Source organism: Enterobacter genomosp. S, from assembly GCF_001631805.1.
In the GTDB taxonomy this organism is placed as follows: domain Bacteria; phylum Pseudomonadota; class Gammaproteobacteria; order Enterobacterales; family Enterobacteriaceae; genus Enterobacter; species Enterobacter quasihormaechei.
On the sequence record NZ_LVVA01000023.1, the window covers coordinates 247,183 to 270,565 of the forward strand.

Here is a 23,383-nt window from a genome sequence, read left to right on the forward strand (position 1 = left end):
CAACCGCCCGTCAGGGCGGTTGTCATATGGGGATACGTATGTTTGATATCGGCCTTAACCTGACCAGTGCCCAGTTTGCAAAAGACCGCGATGAGGTGGTGGCGCGCGCCTTTGCCGCCGGCGTGAACGGACTGTTACTGACGGGAACGAACCTGCATGAGAGTGAGCAGGCACGGCAGCTGGCGCAACGCTATCAACACTGCTGGTCCACCGCCGGCGTGCATCCGCATGACAGCAGCCAGTGGACGGATGAAAGCGCTGAGGTGCTTCATCGCCTGGCACAAACGCCAGAAGTGGTTGCCATTGGCGAATGCGGGCTTGATTTCAACCGTAACTTCTCAACGCCTGAAGACCAGGAGAGGGCATTTACCGCCCAGCTCGCGCTGGCCGCAGAGCTGGGAATGCCGGTGTTTATGCACTGTCGCGATGCGCATGAACGTTTTCTGGCGCTGCTGGAACCCTGGCTGGAGAAGCTGCCTGGTGCGGTATTGCACTGCTTTACGGGCTCCCGTCAGGAGGCGCTGGATTGCCTGAAACGCGGGCTTTATTTGGGTATCACGGGCTGGGTTTGCGATGAGCGGCGTGGGCTGGAGTTGCGCGAGCTGTTGCCCGTTATCCCGGCCGATCGTTTGCTGCTGGAAACGGATGCGCCGTATCTGTTGCCCCGGGATATGCAGCCCAAACCGACATCACGACGTAATGAACCGGCTTATCTGGGGCACATTGCTGAACGAGTGGCGCACTGGCGCGGAGAAGATGCGCAGTGGCTGGCAGCGCAAACCGATGATAACGTGCGTCGTCTGTTCGGCGTGCAGTTCTAAACTTTGCGGAAATCGGTGTTTTTAACGCTCTGCAACACCTCTTTGTTCAGCAGGTTGAGCAGCAGCATGGAACGCGCTTCACCGTCCGGCTCAGAGAAGATGGCCTGTAACCCTTCAAAGGCACCTTCGGTAATCACCACGCTGTCTCCGGCGTACGGGGTTTCAGGGTCGGTAATATCGTCAGGCTGCTGATAGACAGAAAGCTGATGAATAACCGATGACGGTACTCTTGCCGGATGGGCGCCAAAACGCACAAAATGGCTGACGCCGCGGGTAGCGCTGATCGTCGTGGTGTGGATCACTTCGGGGTCGAACTCAACGAACAGATAGTTCGGGAACAGAGGCTCACTGACGGTCGTGCGTCTTCCACGCTGCATTTTTTCAAGCGTGATCACGGGCGTCAGGCAGTTAACAGACTGACGTTCAAGATGTTCCTGCGCGCGCTGAAGTTGCCCGCGTTTGCAATACAGTAAATACCAGGCCTGCATAATCACTCTTCCCATTGTTCGGGGCGCAAGCATACCAAAACCCTGGCGGGATCGCTAAGGTGATTATAATGGCGAAAAAGAGAGTAAGTCGTGGAAGTTCACGCTAATTTAACAAAATTACAGCATCACGCGGTCTTACGCCGTATAATGAAGCGCTTACAGAGAGGCCATGATTAACTGCATGAAATACCACGATCTACGCGACTTCCTGGCGCTGCTGGAAAAGCAGGGCGAACTCAAACGCATTACGCTTCCTGTTGATCCGTATCTGGAAATGACAGAGATCGCCGACCGTACCCTGCGCGCGGGCGGCCCGGCGTTGCTGTTTGAAAACCCAAAAGGCTATGCCATGCCGGTGCTGTGCAACCTGTTTGGCACACCTCGCCGCGTGGCGATGGGCATGGGACAGGAAGACGTCACGGCGCTGCGTGAAGTGGGCAAACTGCTGGCCTTTCTGAAAGAGCCGGAGCCGCCAAAAGGGTTCCGCGACCTGTTCGACAAGCTGCCGCAGTTTAAGCAGGTGCTGAACATGCCAACAAAGCGCCTGCGCGGTGCGCCGTGCCAGCAAAAAGTACTGGAAGGTGATGCGGTTGATCTGACCAAAATTCCGATCATGCAGTGCTGGCCTGAAGATGCCGCACCGCTGATCACCTGGGGCCTCACCGTGACGCGCGGGCCGCATAAAGAGCGTCAAAACCTCGGCATTTATCGTCAGCAGCTGATTGGCAAGAACAAGCTCATCATGCGCTGGTTGTCCCACCGCGGCGGCGCGCTGGATTTCCAGGAGTGGTGCGCGGCCCGTCCGGGCGAACGCTTCCCGGTATCCGTCGCGCTGGGTGCCGATCCGGCAACGATTCTGGGCGCAGTGACGCCCGTTCCGGATACGCTGTCTGAATATGCCTTTGCCGGGCTGCTGCGCGGCACCAAAACCGAAGTGGTGAAGTGCATCTCCAATGACCTGGAAGTGCCCGCCAGCGCGGAGATCGTGCTGGAAGGTTACATTGAACAGGGCGAGCTGGCACCCGAAGGGCCGTACGGCGATCACACCGGCTATTACAACGAAGTGGATAACTTCCCGGTATTCACCGTCACGCACATTACCCAGCGTGAAGATGCTATTTATCACTCCACCTACACCGGTCGTCCACCCGACGAACCGGCGGTGCTGGGAGTGGCGCTTAACGAAGTGTTTGTGCCGATCCTGCAAAAGCAGTTCCCGGAAATAGTGGATTTCTATCTGCCGCCGGAAGGGTGTTCATATCGCCTGGCGGTGGTGACGATGAAGAAGCAGTATGCCGGTCACGCTAAGCGCGTAATGATGGGCGTATGGTCCTTCTTGCGCCAGTTTATGTATACCAAGTTTGTGATTGTCTGCGATGATGACGTCAATGCCCGCGACTGGAATGACGTGATCTGGGCCATCACCACGCGTATGGATCCGGCGCGTGACACAGTGTTAGTGGAAAACACGCCGATTGATTATCTGGACTTTGCCTCGCCGGTTTCCGGCCTTGGCTCAAAAATGGGACTGGATGCCACGAACAAATGGCCTGGCGAAACCGACCGTGAATGGGGTCGCCCGATCGTAAAAGATCCTGCCGTGACCGCGCGAATTGACGCGATCTGGGAGGAGCTGGCCATAATGAGTAACGGTAAGGCAGAATAAGACCGTTTAGCCCTATAGACTTCCCGACAGAGAGAGCGAATGACAACCTTAAGCTGTAAAGTGACGTCGGTAGATGCTATTACCGACACCGTATATCGCGTCCGTTTGGTTCCTGAAGCGGCATTTTCATTTCGTGCCGGTCAGTACCTGATGGTCGTGATGGACGAGCGTGATAAGCGTCCTTTCTCTATGGCCTCAACGCCAGCAGAGCAGGAATTTATTGAGCTGCATATTGGTGCGTCTGAGCTTAACCTGTACGCGATGGCCGTGATGGACCGCATCCTGAAAGAGCGTGAAATCGTGGTCGATATTCCTCACGGTGAGGCCTGGCTGCGTGAAGACGAAGACCGTCCGCTGATCCTGATTGCCGGCGGTACGGGCTTCTCCTATGTCCGCTCTATTCTGTTAACGGCGCTGGCGCGTAATCCAAATCGCGATATCACCATCTACTGGGGCGGCCGTGAAGAGAAGCATCTTTACGATCTGTCTGAACTGGAAGCGCTGAGCGTCAATCATCCAAACCTGCGCATCGAGCCGGTTGTCGAGCAGCCGGAAGAGGGCTGGCGCGGGCGCAGCGGTACGGTGCTGACTGCGGTATTGCAGGATCACGGAACGCTGGCAGGGCACGATATCTACATCGCCGGTCGCTTCGAAATGGCGAAAATTGCCCGCGACCTCTTCTGCAACGAGCGTGACGCGCGGGAAGATCGTCTGTTCGGCGATGCGTTTGCGTTTATCTGATTGAGAGACCCGCTTCGGCGGGTTTTTTTTTCACGCTGACAATCGTGTTGGTGAAAATTTAACCTTGAAACGGGCGGCGCATTGCCGTTATTCTTGTCCCCGTTAACTTTCGCCCTCAGGAGCGCCCCCAAAAATGAACAAACACGACTGATGAATTTCGATCCTTGTTAAACGCACCGCGTCGGCAGGGGATGTTTTGATTTCATTCAGGAGTGCTTATGGCTCATTTTGCGCAGTCCCCCTCTTTTATTTTGCATCAGGTCACCTGTCAGTTTGCGACGGGCGATATCCTTTTTGGTCCTCTGTCTTTTTCTCTGGATGCGTCAGCGTGCGCGCTGGTTGGCCGCAACGGCAGCGGCAAAACGCGCCTGCTGCGGCTGCTGGCAGGTATTGATGAGCCCGCCAGCGGTCACATTGAGCGCTTTGCTACACACGCCTATGTGGCGCAGCAGCAGGATATTTCTGCGAATACCACGCTTGCCGAACTGCTTGGCTACGACGCGATCTTTGCGGCGCGCACGCGCATCGACAGCGGTCATTATGAACCCGACGATCTGGACACGCTCGACGGCCACTGGGATCTGGCTGAACGGCTGAGCCAGGCTTTTATCGCGGCCTCGCTTCCACCTTTTGACCCGAATAAACCCGCGGCAGAGCTGAGCGGCGGAGAGCGCATTCGTGCCTTGCTGTGCGGCGCATTCACCGCAGATGCTGATTACCTGTTGCTGGACGAACCGACCAACCACCTCGACAGGCAGGGCCGCATGTGGTTCTACGAGCAGTTCGCCCGGTATCAGGGCGGGGTGCTGGTGGCCTCTCACGATCGGGAATTGCTGGCGCAGGTGCCGCGTATACTTGAACTGAGTGCTTCGGGCTTGCGCAGCTACGGCGGGAATTATGCTGACTATCGAACCCAGCGTGATGCCGAGCAGCAGGCCGCCCGCGCCGCGCTGGAGCATGCTGCCACTGAGCGCAAACGTACCCGAGCCCGCATGCATAAAGAGCATGACGACAGCCAGCGGCGTTCAGCCAAAACGCTTCGCAAGGTCGACAGCCTTAACATTGCCTCGTTTGAGCGGGTCAAATACAAAGCGGCGGCGAAAGAGCGTATTGGTTCCTGGAAAAAACAGCATAGCGATCAAAATCATGCCCTGAACGCTGCGGTTAACCAGGCACGCGAGCGGGTTGAAGAGGATAACGCGGTGATGTTTACCCTGCCGGGCAGTCAAATTCCGGAAGGGAAACAGGTGCTGGTGCTGGAAGAACTGGTGCTTCCGCACGTGCCTGTCCCCCCGATCGGCTGGCGAATGGATGGCCCGATGCGTGTGGCGCTACGCGGGCCGAACGGCTGTGGAAAATCCACGCTGTTGAAAGTGATCCTGGGCGAAACCGCCCCTGTTATGGGAACCTGTAAGGTCTCCGTCAGGCATGCCTGTCTCGATCAGCATCTTTCCCGGCTGGATCTGTCTCAGTCGGTAATGACGCACCTCAGCCTTAGCAATACACCGCTCGAGGAGGGGGCGCTACGTACCCGTTTAGCGCAGCTTCAGCTGGGCGCGGAGAAAGTAACGCTGCCTCTGGCCGCGCTAAGCGGCGGCGAGCGCCTGAAGGCCGCGCTGGCCTGCACGCTGTGGCGTGAGGAGGCGACGCAGCTGTTGCTGCTGGATGAGCCGACCAATCACCTCGATCTGGCCTCCGTGCAGGCCATTGAAGCGGCCCTGGCCGATTTCCCCGGCGCGCTGCTGGTGGTGTCCCATGATGAAGCGTTTTTGGCAGGATTAAAGCTGACGCATGAGCTGGTGTGGGAAAAGTCGGGATGGCGATGTGAAAGGCTGTAAACACAAGCCCCCGCAAGGGCGGGGGCAAACAAACTTAATCAGGCTAACTGCTTGCGAAGGTCAGGGTTTGCCTGGATCAGGCGCATCAGCTTTAGCTCGGCTGGGGTAGGTTTTTCACGTTTTGACTCCCACTCCAGCACCATCGCTACGCTGACACCCATCGCTCTTGCGAATTCATCTGTTTTCAGGCCCGACCCTTTACGTAAACGCTCAAATTCACTAAAAGGATTGGACTTTTGATTCAGGGTAATCGTCGGCGGTACATCTTTAAAAATAATCTGTTCCAGGCTGCTCAGCAGCTCAAACTCAGGATCTTTTAATTCCATTGAGAACTCCTCATAAATCACACATCGGGATCATGAACATCAGAGAGCATGTTAAGAATAGTCCCTAAACCAAACACAGGATCGTCACGGCTGTGATTAATTGTGCGATCACGATCGCTTTACCCGTTTCAGCTATATGGATAGTTATGCTAATTACCTGATTAGTCATATGTAGGAATGAACAGGTATTTTTTTGTAAATAGTCAGTACAAAAACGGGAATACCCGTTTTGCATGAAAACTCTATCTTGCAAGGCTGACCTGGACTATCCTTGTCAGCGTTGGGCACGCGTGTGCCGGTGTGCGCTTTTTTGGGTGAAAGGAGTAATAAAATGGCGACAGGAAAGTCCTGCTCTCGCTGGTTTGCGCCTATTGCGGCGTTGTTGATGGTGGTTAGCCTGAGTGGGTGTTTCGATAAAGAAGGCGATCAGCGCAAAGCGTTTATCGATTTTCTACAGAATACAGTGATGCGTAGCGGCGAGCGTTTACCAACGCTGACTGCGGATCAGAAAAAACAGTTTGGTCCATTCGTGTCGGATTACGCCATTCTGTATGGCTATTCACAGCAGGTAAGCCAGGCGATGGATTCCGGTATCCGCCCGGTTGTGGATAGCGTGAACGCCATCCGCGTTCCACAGGATTATGTGACCCAGCGTGAACCGCTGCGCCAGTCCAACGGCGCGCTCGGGGTGCTGAGCCAGCAGCTGCAAAATGCCAAAATGCAGGCTGATGCCTCGCGTTCCGCGTTGAAGCAGGGCGAAGACCTGAAGCCGGTTTATGACCAGGTGTATGAGAAAGTGGTAACTAAACCGTCAAACGCCTTGCAGCCGTTGATCCCAGCAGCGCAGGTCTTTACTCAGCAGCTGGTTCAGGTGGGTGACTTTATCAGTGAGCAGGGGACGCAGGTGAGCTTCGTCTCTAACGGTATTCAGTTCCCGACCTCCCAGCAGGCGAGCCAGTACAATACGCTGATCGGGCCGCTCGCGTCCCAGCACCAGGCCTTTAGCCAGGCGTGGAGCGCAGCGGTCGCTGCAACGGAATAAGAAAAAATCCCCGCTTCTGGCGGGGTTTTTTTATGCTTAATGAAAATAACGCTTGTCATTCATCTACCACATCGGTATAACTATGTTCGTCGGTTTGTTACACAGACCTAAAGCAGTTTAGTAAAGCAGTCCAGATTGTTATCCATAGATACCCTTCGTAGTGACCCTTCCTTCATCGCTTAAAAATCTGTAACGCAATCCATCAAGCCGGAAGGCACAATATATTTGTTAATAAGGTAATTTCTATGTCTGCTAAAATGACTGGTCTGGTAAAATGGTTCAACGCTGATAAAGGTTTCGGCTTCATCACTCCTGACGATGGCTCTAAAGACGTGTTCGTACACTTCTCTGCTATCCAGAACGATGGCTACAAATCTCTGGATGAAGGTCAGAAAGTTTCCTTCACCATCGAAAGCGGCGCTAAAGGCCCAGCAGCTGGTAACGTTGTAAGCCTGTAAGCTTCCAACCCAGTAGCACAAAATTCAAAAACCCGCCTTCTGGCGGGTTTTTTCGTTTTTACTGTTGTATCTGTGGGTTAACGCAGTTCTTATCCACTTTACCGCTAAGCGCGGCAATCAGGTTATCCACTGCGGTCGCCGCCATGTTGTAACGTGTTTCGTGTGTCGCAGAGCCGATGTGAGGCAGGGCGACGACGTTGGGCATGGTCAGCAGCGGTGAATCCACCGGCAGCGGCTCCTGTTCAAACACGTCCAGCCCGGCGGCGTGGATCTCACCGTTTTGCAGTGCCTCAATCAGCGCCTTTTCATCTACCACCGGGCCGCGACCCGCGTTGATGAAAATGGCCGATTTCTTCATCTTTTCAAACGCCGTTTTGCCGATGAGATGACGCGTTTCATCCGTCAGCGGCAGGATCAGGCAGACAAAGTCGGCTTCCTGCAACAGCGTATCAAGCTCGCAGTAGCGGGCGTTGAAACGTTCTTCAGCTTCAGCGTGATGACGGCGTGCGTTATACAGAATGGGCATGCTGAAGCCGAAATGGGCGCGCTGTGCCAGCGCCAGGCCGATACGCCCCATCCCCACAATCCCCAGCGTTTTGCCATGTACGTCCACGCCGAACCAGTCCGGGCCAATGCTTTTCGTCCATTCGCCCGCTTTCACGCGCTCGGCCACTTCCACCACGCGACGGGCGGTGCTGAGCACCAGCGCCATCAGCGTGTCGGCGACGGTTTCCGTCAGGGCATGAGGCGTGTGCATCAGCAGAACGTTGCGCGCGTTAAGCGCATCCACGTCGAAATTATCGTATCCCACAGAAACGGTTGAGGTGGCACGAAGTTTCGGCATTTTCTCCAGCAGCGCTGCATCCACCTTTTCGCTTGAACCCAGCAGGCCTTCGGCGCTGGCAAACGCGTCGGCGTGCTGTGCCACGGTTTCCGGGCTGAGGTTCTTCACCCGGGTAACGGTAAAGTGTTCCTCCAGGCGTTTTTGCAGATCTTCAGGCAGTGCTTTGTACAAAATGACGGACGGCTTCATGCTAATCTCCGTTGATTTTAAAAGGGTTCAGGCGTGGCGTGCGCCGACGGGTAGCTGTTGATTATTAGCAGGCTTAACGATCAGAGTAAGCCATACCGAGGCAAAAAGCGCCACCCCCATAAAGATGTAAGAGGCCGACGGGCTGCCGGTTGCGCCGTTCAGATAGCCAACAAACCACGAGCCGAAGAATGAACCCAGCGCGCCCATACTGTTGATCAAGGCCATCGCGCCCCCTGCGACGTTACGCGGCAGCATTTCCGGAATGATGGCAAAGAACGGACCATACGGGGCATACATGGCTGCACCCGCAATCACCAGCAGGGTATACGAGGCCCAGAAGTGGTTCGCGCCCACGGCCCAGGAGCCAATGAAGGCAAAAGCAGCGATCAGCAGCAGCGGCCAGACGAACAGCTTACGGTTTTGCAGCTTGTCCGATGCCCAGGAGACGATAATCATTGCGATGGTCGCAGCCAGATAAGGCACCGATGACAGCCAGCCCACTTCCACCATGCCAAGGTTTTCACCGCCGCTGCGGATAATCGACGGCAGCCACAGCACAAAGCCGTACACGCCAATACTCCAGGTAAAATACTGCGCGCACAGCAGGATCACGTTGCGGGAGCGGAAGGCTTCACCGTAGTTACGCACCGCTTTCAGCCCCTGCTGCTCTTTATCCAGCTGTGCCTGAAGTGCAGCCTTTTCGTCCTCCGAAAGCCATTTCGCCTGGGCTGGCTTATCTTTCACCAGCACCCACCAGCAGAAGGCCCAGATGATGGCGGGAACCCCTTCGATGATGAACATCTCTCGCCAGCCGAAGGACTGGATCAGGTAGCCGGACACCACCGACATCCACAGCACCGTGACCGGGTTACCGAGTATCAGGAAAGTATTGGCACGTGAACGCTCAGATTTTGTGAACCAGTTGCTGATGTAAATCAGCATTGCCGGCATCACTGCCGCTTCCACCACGCCGAGAATAAAGCGAATGGCAGCCAGTGCAGGAATGTTATTCACCACGCCGGTGAGGGAGGCGCAGGCACCCCATAAGATCAGGCAGATGAAAATGAGCTTTCGCACGCTGCGGCGTTCAGCGTAAATCGCGCCGGGGATCTGAAAGAAGAAATAGCCCAGGAAGAAGAGGGCGCCCAGCAGGGAGGAAACCCCTTTGGTGATCCCGAGGTCTTCGTTGATCCCGGCGGCGGATGCAAAACTGAAGTTGGCACGATCAAGGTACGCCAGGCTGTACGTGATAAACACGATGGGCATGATGTACCACCAGCGTTTGACTGCATTGGTCGAACTGTTCATAGGCTTGCCTCTGTTGTTGAGGTTGTTACCGCCGTTGTCTGTAGGGTACACGGTGGCTTAATTATCTGGTGGGGATTGCTGCCCTCACCCTGGCCCTCTCCCACAGGGAGAGGGAATTCAGACGCCGAGCTCTGCTCGTGTCGGTAATCCTTCGCTATCGCCCTGCACCTGGATCGCCAGCGAACCAATTTTGTTGCCCCGCGCCACGGCCTGCGACAGCGGTTCGCCTTCCAGCAGGGCGCTAATGACCCCGACGGCAAACCCATCGCCCGCGCCCACGGTATCGACCACGTTGTCGACTTTTACCGCTGCGACAGCGCCTTGCTCACCGTCGGCGGTTTTAAACCATGCGCCGTCGGCACCGGTTTTCAGCACCACGGCTTTAACTCCCTTGTTGAGATAAAAATCCGCAATGCCTTCCGGCGTGGTCTCGCCAGTGAGGATCATTCCCTCTTTTACGCCCGGCAGTACCCAGTCCGCCTGAAACGCCAGTCGGTTGAGTTTCTCAACCATCTCCGCTTCGCTTTTCCACAGCACCGGACGAAGGTTCGGATCAAAGGAGATCGTTTTGCCCTGCGCTTTCATCGCCGATGCAGCGTGATCCAGTAAATCGTACGAACTGGCCGAAAGCGCTGCCGCCACGCCGCTCAGGTGCAGATGGCGCGCGGAGGAGAAATAAGGGGCATGATAATCCTCTACGGAGAGATGGCTTGCTGCTGAACCTTTGCGGAAATACTCAACAGTGGGATCGGTTCCATTTTCAACTTTCGATTTCAGCTGAAAGCCCGTCGGGAAGCGTCCGTCGAGCGTGACGCCTGCGGCATCAATGCCCTCTTTTTTTAGCGAGTCGAGAACGAAATGGCCAAAGCTGTCATTGCCCACGCGGCTCACCCAGCCGACATTCAGCCCCAGCCGTGCAAGGCCGGTAGCGACATTCAGCTCGGCGCCTGCCACGCGTTTGATAAAGTGCTCTACTGCGTTCAGCTCGCCCGTTTCGGTGGCGACAAACATCGCCATGGCCTCGCCGATAGTGATAACGTCCAGCGTCTTGTGCATGGTTTACTCCTCGCGTAGCAGGTTGACGTAATGGCGGGTGACGGCGGTGAGATCCGTCCCTTCGAGCGGAAATTCGATACCGCGCGGCGCGTCGGCAGGCAATTGATTAAGCAGATCCTGCCAGCGAGAATCGGTTTGATCCGGCGCGACGGCGCGGAACTGCGCCTTATGCGGCACCGCGGCTTTCACGTGAATATAGCTCACGGCGGGTGCCAGCTGACGCGCAGCCTCTTCCGGGGAGTCGCCGACCCACAGCCAGTTGCCCATATCGAACGTCAGCGTTACCGGAAGCGCCATCACCCGACAGGCGGCTTTGAAGCGCTGCATTGGGGCGAGCTGCCCGCAGTCGGTCTGGTCGTTTTCCACCACCAGCGTCATGCCGCTTTCATCCAGCAATGTCCGCAAATCTTCAAGGGGGTGTTTGTCGCTGAAATGACCCAGCGAGACCTTAAGCCATAGCGCGTTCAGGATGCTGGCTTCGTGGAGGTAGCGGGGGAGATCCGGGTTGAGCGTGCCGTCGGGCATAAACAGGGGGGCCGGGGCGGAGTAGCATGCCAGTAAACCCAGCAGCTCAATGGACTCGCCGAGCGCAGGCAGAGCCATTAACTCGTCGCTGCTGAAGAGCTCGCGGCGGATTTCAACGCCATCAGCCCCTGCGCCAGCAATAACGGGAAGCATCGCCCGTTGCCCGCCTGCCTGTCGCACCCGATCCGCGCCATACGCGGCGGTGACCACCATTATTTTCCTGCTCATTTCCTGACTCCAACGCGTAATCGATAGTATTACGCTAGATGGAACCGGTTCCAAAGAAAAGAATGGGATGTTGAATTTATGATCGCTGTCACGAAGGGGAAATTAGCGAGCGGTAGAGCCGCGAACGATCAGCTCGCCGGAAAAAACCTGCTCGCGTACGGCATCGCGGGTGCCTTCAATACGGCGAACCACCTGCTCAACCGCGGCATAGCCGATTTGCCAGGTGGGTTGTTTGAGGGTGGTAATGCCCACGCCTGCAAGTTCTGCCCACTCCAGTTCATCAAAGCCGAGTAAGCCGATGTCGCTGCCCCAGTGCAGGCCGATGCGTTGAAGCGAGCGGGCAACCTGTAGCGTGAGCGCCCCGTTCGCGGAGATCACCGCCTTACGCATTCCCCGATGGCGAGTATGGAACTGGCGCAGGGTGTTATCCAGCAGCCCGGCTTCGTGCAGGGGAATTTCGGCATTTTCGGCGATCGCGCCGGGATATCGCGCCAGTGTGGCGCGAAATGCAGCCAGGCGGTCACGACGGGTGTTAACCATACCAAGCGGTTCGCTCAGGAACAGAATGGCTTCGAAACCCTGTTCGATAAGGTGCTCGGTGGCGGTGGTGGCGGCCTGGGTGTTATCCAGCCCGACCACATCGCAGGCAAATTCCGGGATTTTGCGGTCAATAAGCACCATCGGGAGAGACGATTGTTGCAGACGATTTAGCCCCTCTTCGCGCATCCCGACGGCATTGACCACGATCCCTTCCACCTGGTAGCTACGCAGCAGATCGAGGTAATGCAGCTCCTGATCAACTTCGTTATTGGTGTTACAGACCAGCGGGGTAAAGCCTTTTTCCCGGCACGCCGCTTCGATGCCGCTGAGTACGTTAACGGAGTAGGGGTTAGTGATATCGGCGATGATAAGCCCAATCAGGCGGGTGCGACCACGCTTGAGGCCGCGCGCCATCAGGCTGGGACGGTAATCGAGATCGGCAATGGCCTGTTCGATCCGCGCCAGCAGCGCATCGGAAAGCAGGTGTTTCTCGCCGTTGAGGTAGCGCGAAATGCTGGTTTTACCGGTTTTGGCGGCTTTCGCCACGTCGCTGATGGTGGCCCGGGCTGGTTTGCTCATCGCTGATTTCCCTGAATTTAGTGAGAATACCTTAGCGGGAAAATCAACGATGGCAAGAGGTTCATGCCGGGGTGTGCGGTCTGTTGCCCTCACCCCGGCCCTCTCCCTCGTCGATTACTGAATCGGGCTCAACGTAATCTCTACGCGACGGTTTTGCGCTTTACCTTCCGCCGTGCTGTTGCTGGCGATAGGGTTGGCAGGGCCCATGCCGCTGGTGCGGATGCGGTTTGCTTCAACGCCCTGGGTTATCAGGGAGCTGGCCACGGAATCGGCACGCTGCTGAGACAGACGCATGTTCAGATCCCGGCTGCCGGTGCTGTCGGTGTAGCCAATCACGTTCACGGCAGTTTTACTGTACTCTTTCAGTACCGCGGCCACACCGGTGAGGGTGTTCGCGCCCGCAGGTTTCAGCGTCGCGCTGCTGCTGTCAAAGGTCACGTTGTTTGGCATGTTCAGGATGATATTGTCACCGCTGCGCGTCACGCTCACGCCCGTACCTTTCATTTTGTCACGCAGCTTCGCTTCCTGCACATCCATGTAATACCCTACGCCACCGCCCAGGGCTGCGCCTGCCGCTGCGCCAATCAGCGCGCCTTTGCCGCGATCTTTCTTGGAGGAGGAGAGCGCGCCAACGCCAGCGCCGACAAGGGAACCAATACCCGCGCCAATGCCGGATTTACCCGCTTCGCGTTCGCCGGTATAAGGGTTGGTTGTGCAGCCTGAAACAGCCAGTGCACCGCTTACCAGAGCGGCAATTACGAGTACGCGTTTTTTCATCTTATTTCCTTAATCCTTTTTATTCTTTGCCACGACGGACGTGGCAGTGGATTATGACGTCCGAATACGGAGAAAATTCAGTGTATAACTCTGAAATTTGTCACAAACGATAAACTGCCTCAACGAAAGGCCGTCATACCTGCACGCAACCAGGAGCGCACGCTTTGAGCACCTCAACAAAAACCATTCTGACCGCCGCCCACTGGGGGCCGATGCTGGTCGAAACCGATGGCGACACTGTGCTGTCGTCTCGCGGGGCTTTGCCTTCGCGCCATCTCAACTCTTTACAGACCGTCGTTCGCGATCAGGTACACAGCAAAACCCGCGTACGCTGGCCGATGGTGCGTAAAGGCTTTCTGGTGTCACCGGATAAACCGCAGGGTGTGCGCGGGCAGGATGAGTTCGTTCGCGTGAGCTGGGACGATGCGCTGGCGTTAATCCATACGCAGCATAAACGCATCCGCGACAGCTATGGCCCGTCGTCCGTATTTGCCGGCTCCTATGGCTGGCGCTCAAATGGCGTGCTGCATAAGGCCGCCACCCTGCTGCAACGCTACATGAGCCTGGCCGGGGGCTATACTGGCCATCTGGGTGATTACTCGACCGGCGCAGCGCAGGCGATCATGCCTTACGTCGTGGGCGGCAATGAGGTTTATCAGCAGCAGACCAGCTGGCCGCTGGTGCTGGAGCATACCGACGTGGTGGTGCTGTGGAGCGCCAACCCGCTCAATACCCTGAAAATTGCCTGGAATGCGTCCGACGAGCAGGGCGTTTCCTACTTCGACGCGCTGCGCAAAAGCGGCAAACGCATCATCTGTATCGATCCGATGCGCTCTGAAACCCTGGATTTCTTCGGCGACAGCGCCGAGTGGATCGCGCCCCATATGGGCACCGACGTGGCGATGATGCTGGGTATCACCCATACCCTTGTGGAGAACGGCTGGCACGATACGGATTTTCTTACGCGCTGTACAACGGGCTTCGATAAATTTGCCGACTACCTGACGGGCCAAACCGACGGTGTCGCCAAAACCGCAGAGTGGGCCGCTGCGGTTTGCGGCGTTGATGCCGTTAAAATCCGCGAACTGGCGGCGTTATTCCATAGCAACGTCACGATGCTGATGTCCGGCTGGGGAATGCAGCGCCAGCAGTTTGGCGAGCAAAAACACTGGATGCTGGTGACGCTCGCCGCGATGCTCGGGCAGATTGGCACACCCGGCGGCGGTTTTGGGCTTTCCTATCACTTTGCCAACGGCGGTAATCCAACGCGTAAAGCGGCGGTGCTGGCGTCCATGCAGGGCTCAGTGCAGGGTGGCGTGGACGCGGTGGATAAAATTCCCGTGGCGCGCATTGTTGAGGCCCTGGAGAACCCGGGCGGGTTTTATCAGCACAACGGCCAGGATCGCCATTTCCCGGATATTAAGTTTGTCTGGTGGGCGGGCGGGGCCAACTTCACCCATCACCAGGATACCAACCGCCTGATCCGCGCCTGGCAGAAGCCGGAGCTGGTGGTGATCTCGGAGTGCTTCTGGACCGCGTCAGCGAAACATGCCGACATCGTGTTGCCCGCCACGACCTCGTTCGAGCGTAACGATCTCACCATGACCGGGGATTACAGCAACCAGCACATGGTTCCGATGAAGCGCGTCGTGGCCCCCCGGGATGAAGCGCGTGATGATTTTGACGTCTTTGCTGACCTGAGTGAACTATGGGAAGCGGGCGGGCGCGAGCGTTTCACCGAGGGCAAAACGGATCTGCAATGGCTCGAAACGTTTTACCAGATAGCCAGCCAGCGCGGGGCTGCGCAGGGCGTGACGCTGCCGCCATTTGCTGAATTCTGGGAGGCGAATCAACTCTTCGAAATGCCGGAAAGCGAGCAGAACGCGCGGTTTGTGCGCTTTGCTGACTTCCGTCGCGACCCGGAAAATCACCCGCTTAAAACCGAGAGCGGGAAGATTGTGATCTACAGCGAACGCATCGCCAGCTTTGGCTATGCGGACTGCCCGCCGCACCCGGCATGGCTGGAGCCGGACGAATGGCATGGCAATGCGCAGCCGGGGCAGCTTCAGCTGCTGTCTGCCCATCCTGCCCATCGCCTGCACAGCCAGCTCAACTATTCGGCTCTGCGCGAGCAGTATGCGGTGGCTGGCCGCGAGCCGATCGCGCTGAATAGCGATGACGCAAAGGCGCGGGGAATTAACGACAGCGATCTCGTGCGCGTCTGGAACGCGCGCGGGCAGGTGCTGGCTGGCGCTGTGGTGAGCGACGGGATCCGCCCTGGCGTGTTCTGCATTCATCAGGGCGCATGGCCGGATCTGGCGCTGGACGAGGGCGGCATTTGTAAGAACGGTGCCGTAAACGTGCTGACCAAAGATCTCCCCAGCTCGAAGCTGGGGAATGGCTGCGCGGGGAATACGGCGCTGGCATGGGTGGAGAAATATGAGGGGCCGGCGCCTACCCTTACGGCGTTTGATCCGCCTGCCAGCTCATGATCCACGTCGGGTGTTGGGTATCATCTTGCCAGGCGCTGTCTTCAATGCGAAAACCCTGAGCATGATAGAAATTCACCGCCCGCACGTTTTTCTGATACACCTCCAGGGTTAAATACGGGTAGCGCTGCTGAACGTGGTTCAGCAGCGCACGCCCGATACCCCTTCCGATGAACGCCGGGGCGACAAACAACGCCCCCACAAACTGGGACTGCATGACGCTGATAAAGCCGCGCAGCGTGCCGTTCTCCTCCCAGACCCAGGTTTCTGCGGCGGGAAGGTATTCATCCCGCACCAGCGCTTCGTTCGCTTTCCAGTAGCCAGCGTCGATAAACGGATGCGCCTCGGTAGTGCTCTCAAGCCACAGTCTCAGGAGCTGAGCGGTATTCTCACTGTGCCATTTGCGGATCATGGTGGCCCTCCGGGTGGCAGATGCAGCCCGTAATATGGTCATTGACCAGCCCGCAGGCCTGCATAAAGGCGTAACAGATGGTGGTGCCCACAAACGTAAAGCCGCGTTTTTTCAGCGCTTTCGACAGGGCATCCGAGGCGGGGGTAGAGGTTGGGATCTCCGCAAGCGTGGCGGCCCGCGTCACCTTCGGCTCGTTATCCACAAACGACCAGACAAACGCTGAGAAGGGTTCACCGTTTTGCTCCATTGCCAGATAAGCGCGCGCGTTACCAATAATGGCCTGAATTTTACCGCGATGGCGGATGATACCGGGGTCCAGAACCAGCCTTTCCACGTCGTCGTCGGTCATGGCGGCCACCGCAGCCGGATCGAACCGGTGGAAGGCATTGCGGTAGTTCTCACGCTTTTTCAGAACGGTGATCCACGACAGTCCGGCCTGCTGGCCTTCAAGACAAATCATTTCAAACAGTTTTTTACCGTCGGTTTCCGGTACGCCCCATTCCTTGTCGTGATAATCGATATAAAGCTGATCCTGGCTTACCCAGCCGCAACGTTGCATAGGTCATCTCCCTTCCTGATACGGTAACGCAAAAATTTCAATCTGCCCGGCTTGACGTGTCTGCTAAAGAGACAATAGTTAATACAGGGCTATACGCCCTAATACCTCTTCGAACAATGACATATATCGCCGAACTCGGCTCTTTCTGGAGTCGCTTTGATGATGATAAAAAAAATCAGTGGTCGCCATGCTGCTTCTGGCCTGGTGGGTGTCTCAGCCTGCCTGCTTATAGGTAACACCGCTTTTGCGTGGCAACAGGAATATATCGTTTCAGATGCACAAAGTAATATGACGGAACGCTATACATGGGACGCCGATCACCAACCTCGTTATGAAGATATTCTCGCGGAGCGTATTAACCATTCGCAGACTGCTGCGGGCTTTGCCCTGAACGACCCCTCCGGTTCGGATGCGGAAACCGTTTTGAGCGTTGGCTGGAATTTTCCCGTGACGGGACATTTCACGACCGGGCCGGTCATGGCGTGGCGCTCTGATGGCACGCCTCCCACAACGGTGAATGCGTATGGTGATACAACCACCACGCAGACGCTTACCGACCCTCTCTGGCATGCCAGCGTGAACTCGCTGGGGTGGCGTGTGGATACCCAGTACGGAGATTTACACCCCTGGGCGAAGATCAGCTACAACCAGCAGTCGGAGGAAGAATATTTATATACCCTGGGCTTAAGCGCCAAATTTTAAGGGTGTTACTTTTTTAAACGCTGCGGTAACATATTTAATACAATAAAGGCGCGGGTTGTGGCGATAGTGATCACTCACCTTTAAATGTTTTCTTCACCGGCAAGGTCGTTCATTCCCACTTCCAGGCATTTCATTCCGTTTCTCCTGCATTTCATGCCGTTTTACCCCTGGCGTTTTGGGGTTTTGTTTATCGTGTCCTCAGCGAATTTCCTTAATTTATCTTGCAGGACACTGCCATGAACACATCAACCTATAACCGCACGCGCTGGCTGACGCTATTCGGCACCATCGTGACCCAGTTCGCACTGGGCTCGGTCTATACCTGGAGCCTGTTTAACAGCGCCCTGTCTGATAAGCTCGGCGCGCCGATAAGCCAGGTGGCATTCTCCTTCGGCCTGCTGAGTCTTGGATTAGCGATTTCCTCTTCCGTGGCGGGCAAACTTCAGGAGCGCTTCGGCGTGAAGCGCGTGACCATGGCCTCCGGGATCCTGCTGGGCGTGGGCTTCTTCCTGACGGCACACTCAAACAACCTGATGATGCTGTGGCTGAGTGCCGGGGTGCTGGTGGGGCTGGCGGACGGCGCAGGTTACCTGCTGACGCTGTCGAACTGCGTGAAGTGGTTCCCGGAGCGTAAAGGGCTTATCTCCGCGTTTGCCATTGGTTCATATGGCTTGGGCAGCCTGGGGTTCAAATTTATCGACTCCCATCTGCTGGCTTCGGTGGGACTTGAGAAAACCTTTATGATCTGGGGCGTGATTGTGCTGGTGATGATCCTCTTCGGCGCCACGCTGATGAAAGATGCCCCGCAGCAGGAAGTGAAAACCGTAAACGGCGTGGTGGAGAATGATTTCACCCTCGCACAGTCCATGCGTAAGCCGCAGTACTGGATGCTGGCGGTGATGTTCCTGACGGCCTGCATGAGCGGTCTGTATGTTATTGGCGTGGCGAAAGATATCGCGCAGGGGATGGTAAAACTGGATGCGGCGACGGCGGCGAACGCGGTAACGGTCATCTCCATCGCTAACCTCTCGGGTCGTCTGGTACTGGGTATCCTGTCTGACAAAATCGCCCGCATCCGCGTGATTACGCTGGGGCAGGTGATCTCCCTGGTGGGCATGGCGGCGCTGCTGTTTGCACCGCTGAACGAGGCGACCTTCTTTGCGGCGATTGCCTGCGTCGCCTTTAACTTCGGTGGCACCATTACCGTCTTCCCGTCGCTGGTGAGCGAGTTCTTTGGCCTGAACAATCTGGCGAAAAACTACGGCGTCATTTATCTCGGCTTCGGTATCGGCAGTATCTGCGGGTCGCTGATCGCCTCGCTGTTCGGTGGCTTCTACGTAACCTTCTGCGTGATATTTGCCTTGCTGATTATCTCGCTGGCGCTGTCCACCACAATTCGTCAGCCGCAGCGCGAGGCTTATAAAGAAGCGCATGCATGATTCGATGAAAAGGGGCCTCAGGGCCTCTTTTTTTATCTCTTTATCACTTCCGGACTTGTTATTTTGTAAAAATCTTCCTCGATCACACTCTCTGCTGCCACTTTTCTTTCCCGCTGTGGTCTACTTATCGCGCTTGTAGACGTTTCTGATAACGGTTTCGCTCGCACCTACTTACTCTGTCAGCTTTCTCACTGAGATTCGGCGGGTCTTTATACCCCTTCCCCCAGGGTTGTTTGCATGAAATATATTAGGTCTCTTACCCAGCAACGTTTGTGTCTGATGCTGGCTGTCTATATCGGTTTGTTTCTGAATGGCGCGGTACTGTTCAGACGCGTGGAAGGTTATTTCGAACACCTCACCGTAAGAAATGGAATTTTTGCCGTTATTGAAGTGTTTGGCTCTATCCTGGCAACCTTCTTCCTGTTACGCCTGCTCTCGCTTTTTGGCCGACGTACATGGCAAATTCTGGCCTCGCTGGTGGTGATTATCTCTGCCGCCGCAAGCTATTACATGACATTCATGAACGTGGTCATTGGCTACGGTATTGTCGCCTCGGTGATGACCACGGACATCGACCTCTCGAAAGAGGTGGTGGGCCAAGGGTTCATCATATGGACGATTTTGACCTGCCTGATCCCGCTCTTCTTTATCTGGAGCAATACCTGCCGCTATACCCTGTTACGCCAGCTGCGTACCCGGGGACAGCGCATCCGCAACGTCGCCGTCGTTCTGCTGGCAGGCCTGCTGGTGTGGGCGCCGATTCGCCTGATGGAAAAACAGCAGAAACGCATCGAAAAAGCGACGGGTGTGGATATGCCAAGCTATGGCGGCGTGGTGGCTAACTCGTATCTGCCGTCCAACTGGCTGTCCGCGTTAGGTCTTTACGCCTGGGCACAGGCGGACGAATCCAGCGATGTGAAATCGCTGATTAACCCGACCAAAAAGTTCACCTATCAGGCGCCGGCTGACGGGCTGGATGATACATACGTGGTCTTCGTTATCGGCGAAACGACGCGGTGGGATCATATGGGTATGCTCGGCTATGACCGCGATACCACGCCGAAACTGTCGCAGGAGAAGAATCTGGTGGCTTACCGCGGCTATTCCTGCGATACCGCCACGAAGCTCTCGTTGCGCTGTATGTTTGTGCGTGAAGGCGGGGCGAGCGATAACCCGCAGCGTACCCTTAAAGAGCAAAACGTGTTTGCGGTTCTGAAGCAGCTTGGATTTAGCTCCGATCTGTTCGCCATGCAAAGTGAAATGTGGTTCTACACCAACACCATGGCAGATAACATTGCCTATCGTGAGCAGATTGGCGCCGAGCCGCGTAACCGTGGAAAGAACGTTGATGACATGCTGCTGCTCTCCGAGATGGAACAGTCGCTGAAAAACCATCCGCAGGGTAAGCACCTTATCGTTCTGCATACCAAAGGATCACACTACAGCTATTATCAGCGTTACACGCGTGATTTCGCCAAATGGACCCCTGAGTGCGTCGGCATTAACAAAAACTGTAGCAAGCAGGAGCTGATTAATGCGTATGATAACTCGATTCTGTATGTGGATACCTTCCTCAGCCGGGTGATCGACCAGCTTCGCGATAAGAAAGCGATTGTGATTTACGCGGCCGATCACGGCGAATCCATCAACGAGAAAGAGCATTTGCACGGCACACCGCGCAAGCTGGCGCCGCCTGAGCAGTTCCGCGTGCCGATGATCATGTGGATGTCGGATAAGTATCTGGAAAACCCGGACAAAGCCAAAATGTTTGCCCATCTGAAGCAGCAGGCAGAGATCAAGGTGCCGCGCCGTCACGTTGAGCTCTACGACACCATTATGGGCTGTCTCGGCTACACCTCACCGAACGGTGGGATTAACGAAAACAACAACTGGTGTAAACTCCCTGATAACACCACAAAAGCCGCGCAGTAGCTGGTCTGGCGAGAATATCGCCAGTTGAATGGCTTTTTGAAAATAAGGGATTGACGAGGGGCGCACCTCAGCAGTAAGATGCGCTCCGCATTCGGCGAGTAGCGCAGCTTGGTAGCGCAACTGGTTTGGGACCAGTGGGTCGGAGGTTCGAATCCTCTCTCGCCGACCACATTCTAAAAAGGGCTAACCGCAAGGTTAGCCCTTTTTGCATTAACACGTTACCCCGCCCGAGTCGCCAAAATATCCCTTAGCCCTGCTTCCCCCTGCCTGCTTGCGGTTTTGTGACATAATCCATTGTATTTTTTTATATATAGTTTGATCTTTTTTCGCGTTGCTTATGGATAACCTCAGCATTTTTCGCTGTGCGTTTTAACGTTCGCGGTATTTAGTGCTCAGATAATCACCATTCCGTAAGAAAATTTACCCAATCTGAATAAAACTTAATCACTGAGTGTTGCGAAATATGAAGTTAATTGTGCTGCATCATGGCGAGTAGCATAAATTTCTCTGCTGAAAACTGGCATTCAGGGTTTTTTTAATCTTTGTTTGCGGTTTCTCACACTGCACGTAAATCCCCGCCACCTGTATTGACGTTTTCACATTCTGTTGACAGATTGTAGGGCACGAGGGGCATTTCAGGGAGGATCTGCGCTGCAACTCAAACGCTCTTCTGAAAGGATTCTCTATCCCTTTTAACGCCTTCGGGCATCACCGACCGGACCGGGTAAAAAATAAATAAAGGTCAGGCGGCGTAACACAACAAAGCAAAACATCACATTGGAGCACAATAATGAGTATTTCCTTGAAGAAGTCAGGGATGCTGAAGCTTGGTCTGAGCCTGGTGGCTATGACCGTTGCAGCAAGCGTACAGGCAAAAACCCTGGTTTACTGTTCTGAGGGCTCTCCGGAAGGCTTTAACCCACAGCTCTTTACCTCTGGTACGACTTACGACGCAAGCTCTGTACCGATCTATAACCGTCTGGTTGAATTTAAAACCGGCACCACGGAAGTCATTCCTGGCCTGGCTGAAAAGTGGGATATCAGCGAAGACGGTAAAACCTATACCTTCCACCTGCGCCAGGGCGTGAAGTGGCAGGACAGCAAAGAATTTAAACCTACGCGCGACCTTAACGCCGACGACGTGGTGTTCTCCTTCGACCGTCAGAAAAATGCCCAGAACCCGTACCATAAGGTCTCTGGCGGCAGCTATGAATACTTCGAAGGGATGGGCCTGCCGGACCTGATCGCTGAAGTGAAGAAAGTGGACGATAAAACCGTTCAGTTCGTGCTGACGCGTCCGGAAGCGCCATTCCTGGCTGACCTGGCCATGGACTTCGCCTCTATTCTCTCTAAAGAGTACGCGGACAACATGCTGAAAGCCGGCACCCCGGAAAAAGTGGATTTGAACCCAATCGGTACCGGCCCGTTCCAGCTGCTTCAGTACCAGAAAGATTCGCGTATTCTGTATAAAGCCTTCCCGGGTTACTGGGGCACCAAGCCGCAGATCGACCGTCTGGTCTTCTCCATCACGCCTGATGCATCCGTGCGTTATGCAAAATTGCAGAAAAACGAATGTCAGGTGATGCCGTATCCAAACCCGGCTGACATCGCGCGCATGAAGCAGGACAAAAACATCAACCTGATGGAGCAGGCGGGCCTGAACGTGGGTTATCTCTCCTTCAACACCGAGAAGAAACCGTTCGATGACGTGAAAGTGCGTCAGGCGCTGACCTACGCGGTGAACAAAGAAGCGATCATCAAAGCCGTTTACCAGGGCGCGGGCGTTGCAGCCAAGAACCTGATCCCACCAACCATGTGGGGCTATAACGACGACATCAAGGACTACACCTACGATCCTGAGAAAGCGAAAGCGCTGCTGAAAGAAGCGGGCCAGGATAAAGGCTTCACCGTGGAGCTGTGGGCGATGCCGGTACAGCGTCCTTACAACCCGAACGCACGCCGTATGGCGGAAATGGTTCAGGCTGACTGGGCGAAGATTGGCGTACAGGCCAAGATTGTGACCTACGAGTGGGGTGAGTACCTGAAGCGCGCCAAAGCGGGTGAGCACCAGGCGGTCATGATGGGCTGGACCGGTGACAACGGGGATCCGGACAACTTCTTCGCCACCCTGTTCAGCTGTGCGGCAGCGAAAGACGGTTCCAACTACTCTCGCTGGTGCTACAAGCCGTTTGAAGACCTGATCCAGCCGGCGCGTGCGACCGACGATCACAACAAACGTATTGAACTGTACAAGCAAGCGCAGGTTGTCATGCACGATCAGGCTCCGGCGCTGATTGTTGCTCACTCCACCGTGTACGAGCCAGTGCGTAAAGAAGTCAAAGGCTACGTGGTTGATCCACTGGGCAAACACCACTTCGAAAACGTGTCTGTTGAATAATAAGTAGGGTGTTCTCCCTCTCCCTT

The 23,383-nt window shown here is 55.7% G+C and carries 21 protein-coding genes and 1 tRNA gene; 12 read left to right on the forward strand and 10 right to left on the reverse strand.

Annotated elements, in window-relative coordinates; all coding sequences use genetic code 11:
- Window positions 1–38 precede the first annotated feature (38 nt).
- Window positions 39–821, forward strand: coding sequence for a 3'-5' ssDNA/RNA exonuclease TatD (tatD, locus tag A3466_RS20985; protein ID WP_063452192.1), 783 nt, complete (start codon window positions 39–41; stop codon window positions 819–821).
- On the opposite strand, the gene rfaH is transcribed toward tatD, so the two are convergent.
- Entirely contained in the window at window positions 818–1,309 is a 492-nt protein-coding gene (gene rfaH / locus A3466_RS20990) for a transcription/translation regulatory transformer protein RfaH (protein WP_063452193.1), read from the reverse strand. The two genes, tatD and rfaH, sit on opposite strands and share 4 nt — an antisense overlap.
- A 169-nt stretch (window positions 1,310–1,478) precedes the next feature.
- Here rfaH and ubiD point away from each other — a divergent pair, with 169 nt between their 5' ends.
- The 3 genes from ubiD (at window position 1,479) to A3466_RS21005 (ending at window position 5,554) form a co-directional block, all read left to right on the forward strand.
- Window positions 1,479–2,975: a 4-hydroxy-3-polyprenylbenzoate decarboxylase gene (gene ubiD / locus A3466_RS20995; protein ID WP_063452194.1), complete on the forward strand. Its 1,497-nt coding sequence runs from the start codon at window positions 1,479–1,481 to the stop codon at window positions 2,973–2,975.
- 39 nt (window positions 2,976–3,014) lie between these two features.
- Complete coding sequence (fre, locus tag A3466_RS21000; RefSeq protein ID WP_006812340.1) at window positions 3,015–3,716, forward strand: NAD(P)H-flavin reductase; 702 nt, start codon at window positions 3,015–3,017, stop codon at window positions 3,714–3,716.
- A 218-nt stretch (window positions 3,717–3,934) separates the two neighbouring features.
- Complete coding sequence (locus A3466_RS21005) at window positions 3,935–5,554, forward strand: ABC-F family ATP-binding cassette domain-containing protein (RefSeq protein ID WP_063452195.1); 1,620 nt, start codon at window positions 3,935–3,937, stop codon at window positions 5,552–5,554.
- 38 nt (window positions 5,555–5,592) lie between these two features.
- Here the strand turns inward: A3466_RS21005 and A3466_RS21010 are convergent, their stop codons facing one another.
- Entirely contained in the window at window positions 5,593–5,880 is a 288-nt protein-coding gene (locus A3466_RS21010) for an HTH-type transcriptional regulator (protein WP_063452196.1), read from the reverse strand.
- Between the two features lie 331 nt (window positions 5,881–6,211).
- Between A3466_RS21010 and A3466_RS21020 the strand changes: the two genes are divergently transcribed.
- The gene (locus A3466_RS21020; RefSeq protein ID WP_063452198.1) at window positions 6,212–6,922 is read left to right on the forward strand and encodes a DUF3053 domain-containing protein; all 711 of its coding nucleotides are present in this window, start codon (window positions 6,212–6,214) and stop codon (window positions 6,920–6,922) included.
- Window positions 6,923–7,167: 245 nt separating this feature from the next.
- A complete protein-coding gene (cspE, locus tag A3466_RS21025) occupies window positions 7,168–7,380 on the forward strand; it encodes a transcription antiterminator/RNA stability regulator CspE (RefSeq protein WP_003860775.1) in 213 nt (70 codons plus the stop codon).
- Window positions 7,381–7,438: 58 nt separating this feature from the next.
- Here the strand turns inward: cspE and ghrB are convergent, their stop codons facing one another.
- The 6 genes from ghrB to A3466_RS21055 all read right to left on the reverse strand — a co-directional run bounded on the left by ghrB (window position 7,439) and on the right by A3466_RS21055 (window position 13,426).
- On the reverse strand, window positions 7,439–8,413 hold the full coding sequence (gene ghrB / locus A3466_RS21030; RefSeq protein ID WP_063452199.1) for a glyoxylate/hydroxypyruvate reductase GhrB: 975 nt from the start codon (window positions 8,411–8,413) through the stop codon (window positions 7,439–7,441).
- 27 nt (window positions 8,414–8,440) lie between these two features.
- Window positions 8,441–9,721 (reverse strand): MFS transporter, encoded by a 1,281-nt coding sequence (locus A3466_RS21035; protein ID WP_001089079.1) that lies wholly within the window; start codon window positions 9,719–9,721, stop codon window positions 8,441–8,443.
- A gap of 117 nt (window positions 9,722–9,838) precedes the next feature.
- The gene (locus tag A3466_RS21040; RefSeq protein WP_063452200.1) at window positions 9,839–10,777 is read right to left on the reverse strand and encodes a sugar kinase; all 939 of its coding nucleotides are present in this window, start codon (window positions 10,775–10,777) and stop codon (window positions 9,839–9,841) included.
- A 3-nt stretch (window positions 10,778–10,780) separates the two neighbouring features.
- Window positions 10,781–11,530, reverse strand: a complete 750-nt coding sequence (locus tag A3466_RS21045; protein WP_063452201.1) for a sugar phosphate isomerase/epimerase family protein — start codon at window positions 11,528–11,530, stop codon at window positions 10,781–10,783.
- A gap of 102 nt (window positions 11,531–11,632) precedes the next feature.
- Complete coding sequence (locus A3466_RS21050) at window positions 11,633–12,649, reverse strand: LacI family DNA-binding transcriptional regulator (RefSeq protein ID WP_063452202.1); 1,017 nt, start codon at window positions 12,647–12,649, stop codon at window positions 11,633–11,635.
- Between the two features lie 114 nt (window positions 12,650–12,763).
- Complete coding sequence (locus A3466_RS21055; protein WP_063452203.1) at window positions 12,764–13,426, reverse strand: OmpA family lipoprotein; 663 nt, start codon at window positions 13,424–13,426, stop codon at window positions 12,764–12,766.
- 164 nt (window positions 13,427–13,590) lie between these two features.
- On the opposite strand from A3466_RS21055, the gene A3466_RS21060 reads away from it, so the two are divergent.
- Entirely contained in the window at window positions 13,591–15,918 is a 2,328-nt protein-coding gene (locus A3466_RS21060; RefSeq protein ID WP_074161105.1) for a molybdopterin guanine dinucleotide-containing S/N-oxide reductase, read from the forward strand.
- On the opposite strand, the gene A3466_RS21065 is transcribed toward A3466_RS21060, so the two are convergent.
- On the reverse strand, window positions 15,887–16,327 hold the full coding sequence (locus A3466_RS21065; protein ID WP_063452204.1) for an N-acetyltransferase: 441 nt from the start codon (window positions 16,325–16,327) through the stop codon (window positions 15,887–15,889). The genes A3466_RS21060 and A3466_RS21065 overlap by 32 nt on opposite strands.
- Window positions 16,305–16,886: a DNA-3-methyladenine glycosylase I gene (tag, locus tag A3466_RS21070; protein ID WP_063452205.1), complete on the reverse strand. Its 582-nt coding sequence runs from the start codon at window positions 16,884–16,886 to the stop codon at window positions 16,305–16,307. Before tag ends, A3466_RS21065 begins: the two co-directional genes overlap by 23 nt.
- Window positions 16,887–17,045: 159 nt before the next feature.
- Here tag and A3466_RS21075 point away from each other — a divergent pair, with 159 nt between their 5' ends.
- From A3466_RS21075 to dppA, 5 genes are all read left to right on the forward strand, one after another.
- Complete coding sequence (locus A3466_RS21075) at window positions 17,046–17,588, forward strand: hypothetical protein (protein ID WP_063452206.1); 543 nt, start codon at window positions 17,046–17,048, stop codon at window positions 17,586–17,588.
- A 236-nt stretch (window positions 17,589–17,824) separates the two neighbouring features.
- The gene (locus A3466_RS21080) at window positions 17,825–19,027 is read left to right on the forward strand and encodes an L-lactate MFS transporter (RefSeq protein ID WP_063452207.1); all 1,203 of its coding nucleotides are present in this window, start codon (window positions 17,825–17,827) and stop codon (window positions 19,025–19,027) included.
- A gap of 237 nt (window positions 19,028–19,264) precedes the next feature.
- On the forward strand, window positions 19,265–20,959 hold the full coding sequence (eptB, locus tag A3466_RS21085) for a kdo(2)-lipid A phosphoethanolamine 7''-transferase (protein WP_063452208.1): 1,695 nt from the start codon (window positions 19,265–19,267) through the stop codon (window positions 20,957–20,959).
- Window positions 20,960–21,051: 92 nt separating this feature from the next.
- Window positions 21,052–21,128 (forward strand) — tRNA-Pro (locus tag A3466_RS21090).
- A gap of 621 nt (window positions 21,129–21,749) precedes the next feature.
- Window positions 21,750–23,357, forward strand: a complete 1,608-nt coding sequence (dppA, locus tag A3466_RS21095; RefSeq protein ID WP_063452209.1) for a dipeptide ABC transporter periplasmic-binding protein DppA — start codon at window positions 21,750–21,752, stop codon at window positions 23,355–23,357.
- The last annotated feature ends 26 nt before the right edge of the window (window positions 23,358–23,383 follow it).

Excerpts from the sequence above, each read along its gene's own strand:
- A3466_RS21050 (WP_063452202.1), bottom strand. The coding sequence starts at position 12,649 with ATGAGCAAACCAGCCCGGGCCACCATCAGCGACGTGGCGAAAGCCGCC.
- cspE (WP_003860775.1), top strand. The coding sequence starts at position 7,168 with ATGTCTGCTAAAATGACTGGTCTGGTAAAATGGTTCAACGCTGATAAA.
- A3466_RS21080 (WP_063452207.1), top strand. The coding sequence starts at position 17,825 with ATGAACACATCAACCTATAACCGCACGCGCTGGCTGACGCTATTCGGC.
- eptB (WP_063452208.1), top strand. The coding sequence starts at position 19,265 with ATGAAATATATTAGGTCTCTTACCCAGCAACGTTTGTGTCTGATGCTG.
- A3466_RS21005 (WP_063452195.1), top strand. The coding sequence starts at position 3,935 with ATGGCTCATTTTGCGCAGTCCCCCTCTTTTATTTTGCATCAGGTCACC.
- rfaH (WP_063452193.1), bottom strand. The coding sequence starts at position 1,309 with ATGCAGGCCTGGTATTTACTGTATTGCAAACGCGGGCAACTTCAGCGC.
- tag (WP_063452205.1), bottom strand. The coding sequence starts at position 16,886 with ATGCAACGTTGCGGCTGGGTAAGCCAGGATCAGCTTTATATCGATTAT.
- ghrB (WP_063452199.1), bottom strand. The coding sequence starts at position 8,413 with ATGAAGCCGTCCGTCATTTTGTACAAAGCACTGCCTGAAGATCTGCAA.
- A3466_RS21035 (WP_001089079.1), bottom strand. The coding sequence starts at position 9,721 with ATGAACAGTTCGACCAATGCAGTCAAACGCTGGTGGTACATCATGCCC.
- tatD (WP_063452192.1), top strand. The coding sequence starts at position 39 with ATGTTTGATATCGGCCTTAACCTGACCAGTGCCCAGTTTGCAAAAGAC.
- fre (WP_006812340.1), top strand. The coding sequence starts at position 3,015 with ATGACAACCTTAAGCTGTAAAGTGACGTCGGTAGATGCTATTACCGAC.
- A3466_RS21055 (WP_063452203.1), bottom strand. The coding sequence starts at position 13,426 with ATGAAAAAACGCGTACTCGTAATTGCCGCTCTGGTAAGCGGTGCACTG.
- ubiD (WP_063452194.1), top strand. The coding sequence starts at position 1,479 with ATGATTAACTGCATGAAATACCACGATCTACGCGACTTCCTGGCGCTG.
- A3466_RS21075 (WP_063452206.1), top strand. The coding sequence starts at position 17,046 with ATGATGATAAAAAAAATCAGTGGTCGCCATGCTGCTTCTGGCCTGGTG.
- A3466_RS21065 (WP_063452204.1), bottom strand. The coding sequence starts at position 16,327 with ATGATCCGCAAATGGCACAGTGAGAATACCGCTCAGCTCCTGAGACTG.
- A3466_RS21010 (WP_063452196.1), bottom strand. The coding sequence starts at position 5,880 with ATGGAATTAAAAGATCCTGAGTTTGAGCTGCTGAGCAGCCTGGAACAG.
- A3466_RS21045 (WP_063452201.1), bottom strand. The coding sequence starts at position 11,530 with ATGAGCAGGAAAATAATGGTGGTCACCGCCGCGTATGGCGCGGATCGG.
- A3466_RS21020 (WP_063452198.1), top strand. The coding sequence starts at position 6,212 with ATGGCGACAGGAAAGTCCTGCTCTCGCTGGTTTGCGCCTATTGCGGCG.
- dppA (WP_063452209.1), top strand. The coding sequence starts at position 21,750 with ATGAGTATTTCCTTGAAGAAGTCAGGGATGCTGAAGCTTGGTCTGAGC.
- A3466_RS21040 (WP_063452200.1), bottom strand. The coding sequence starts at position 10,777 with ATGCACAAGACGCTGGACGTTATCACTATCGGCGAGGCCATGGCGATG.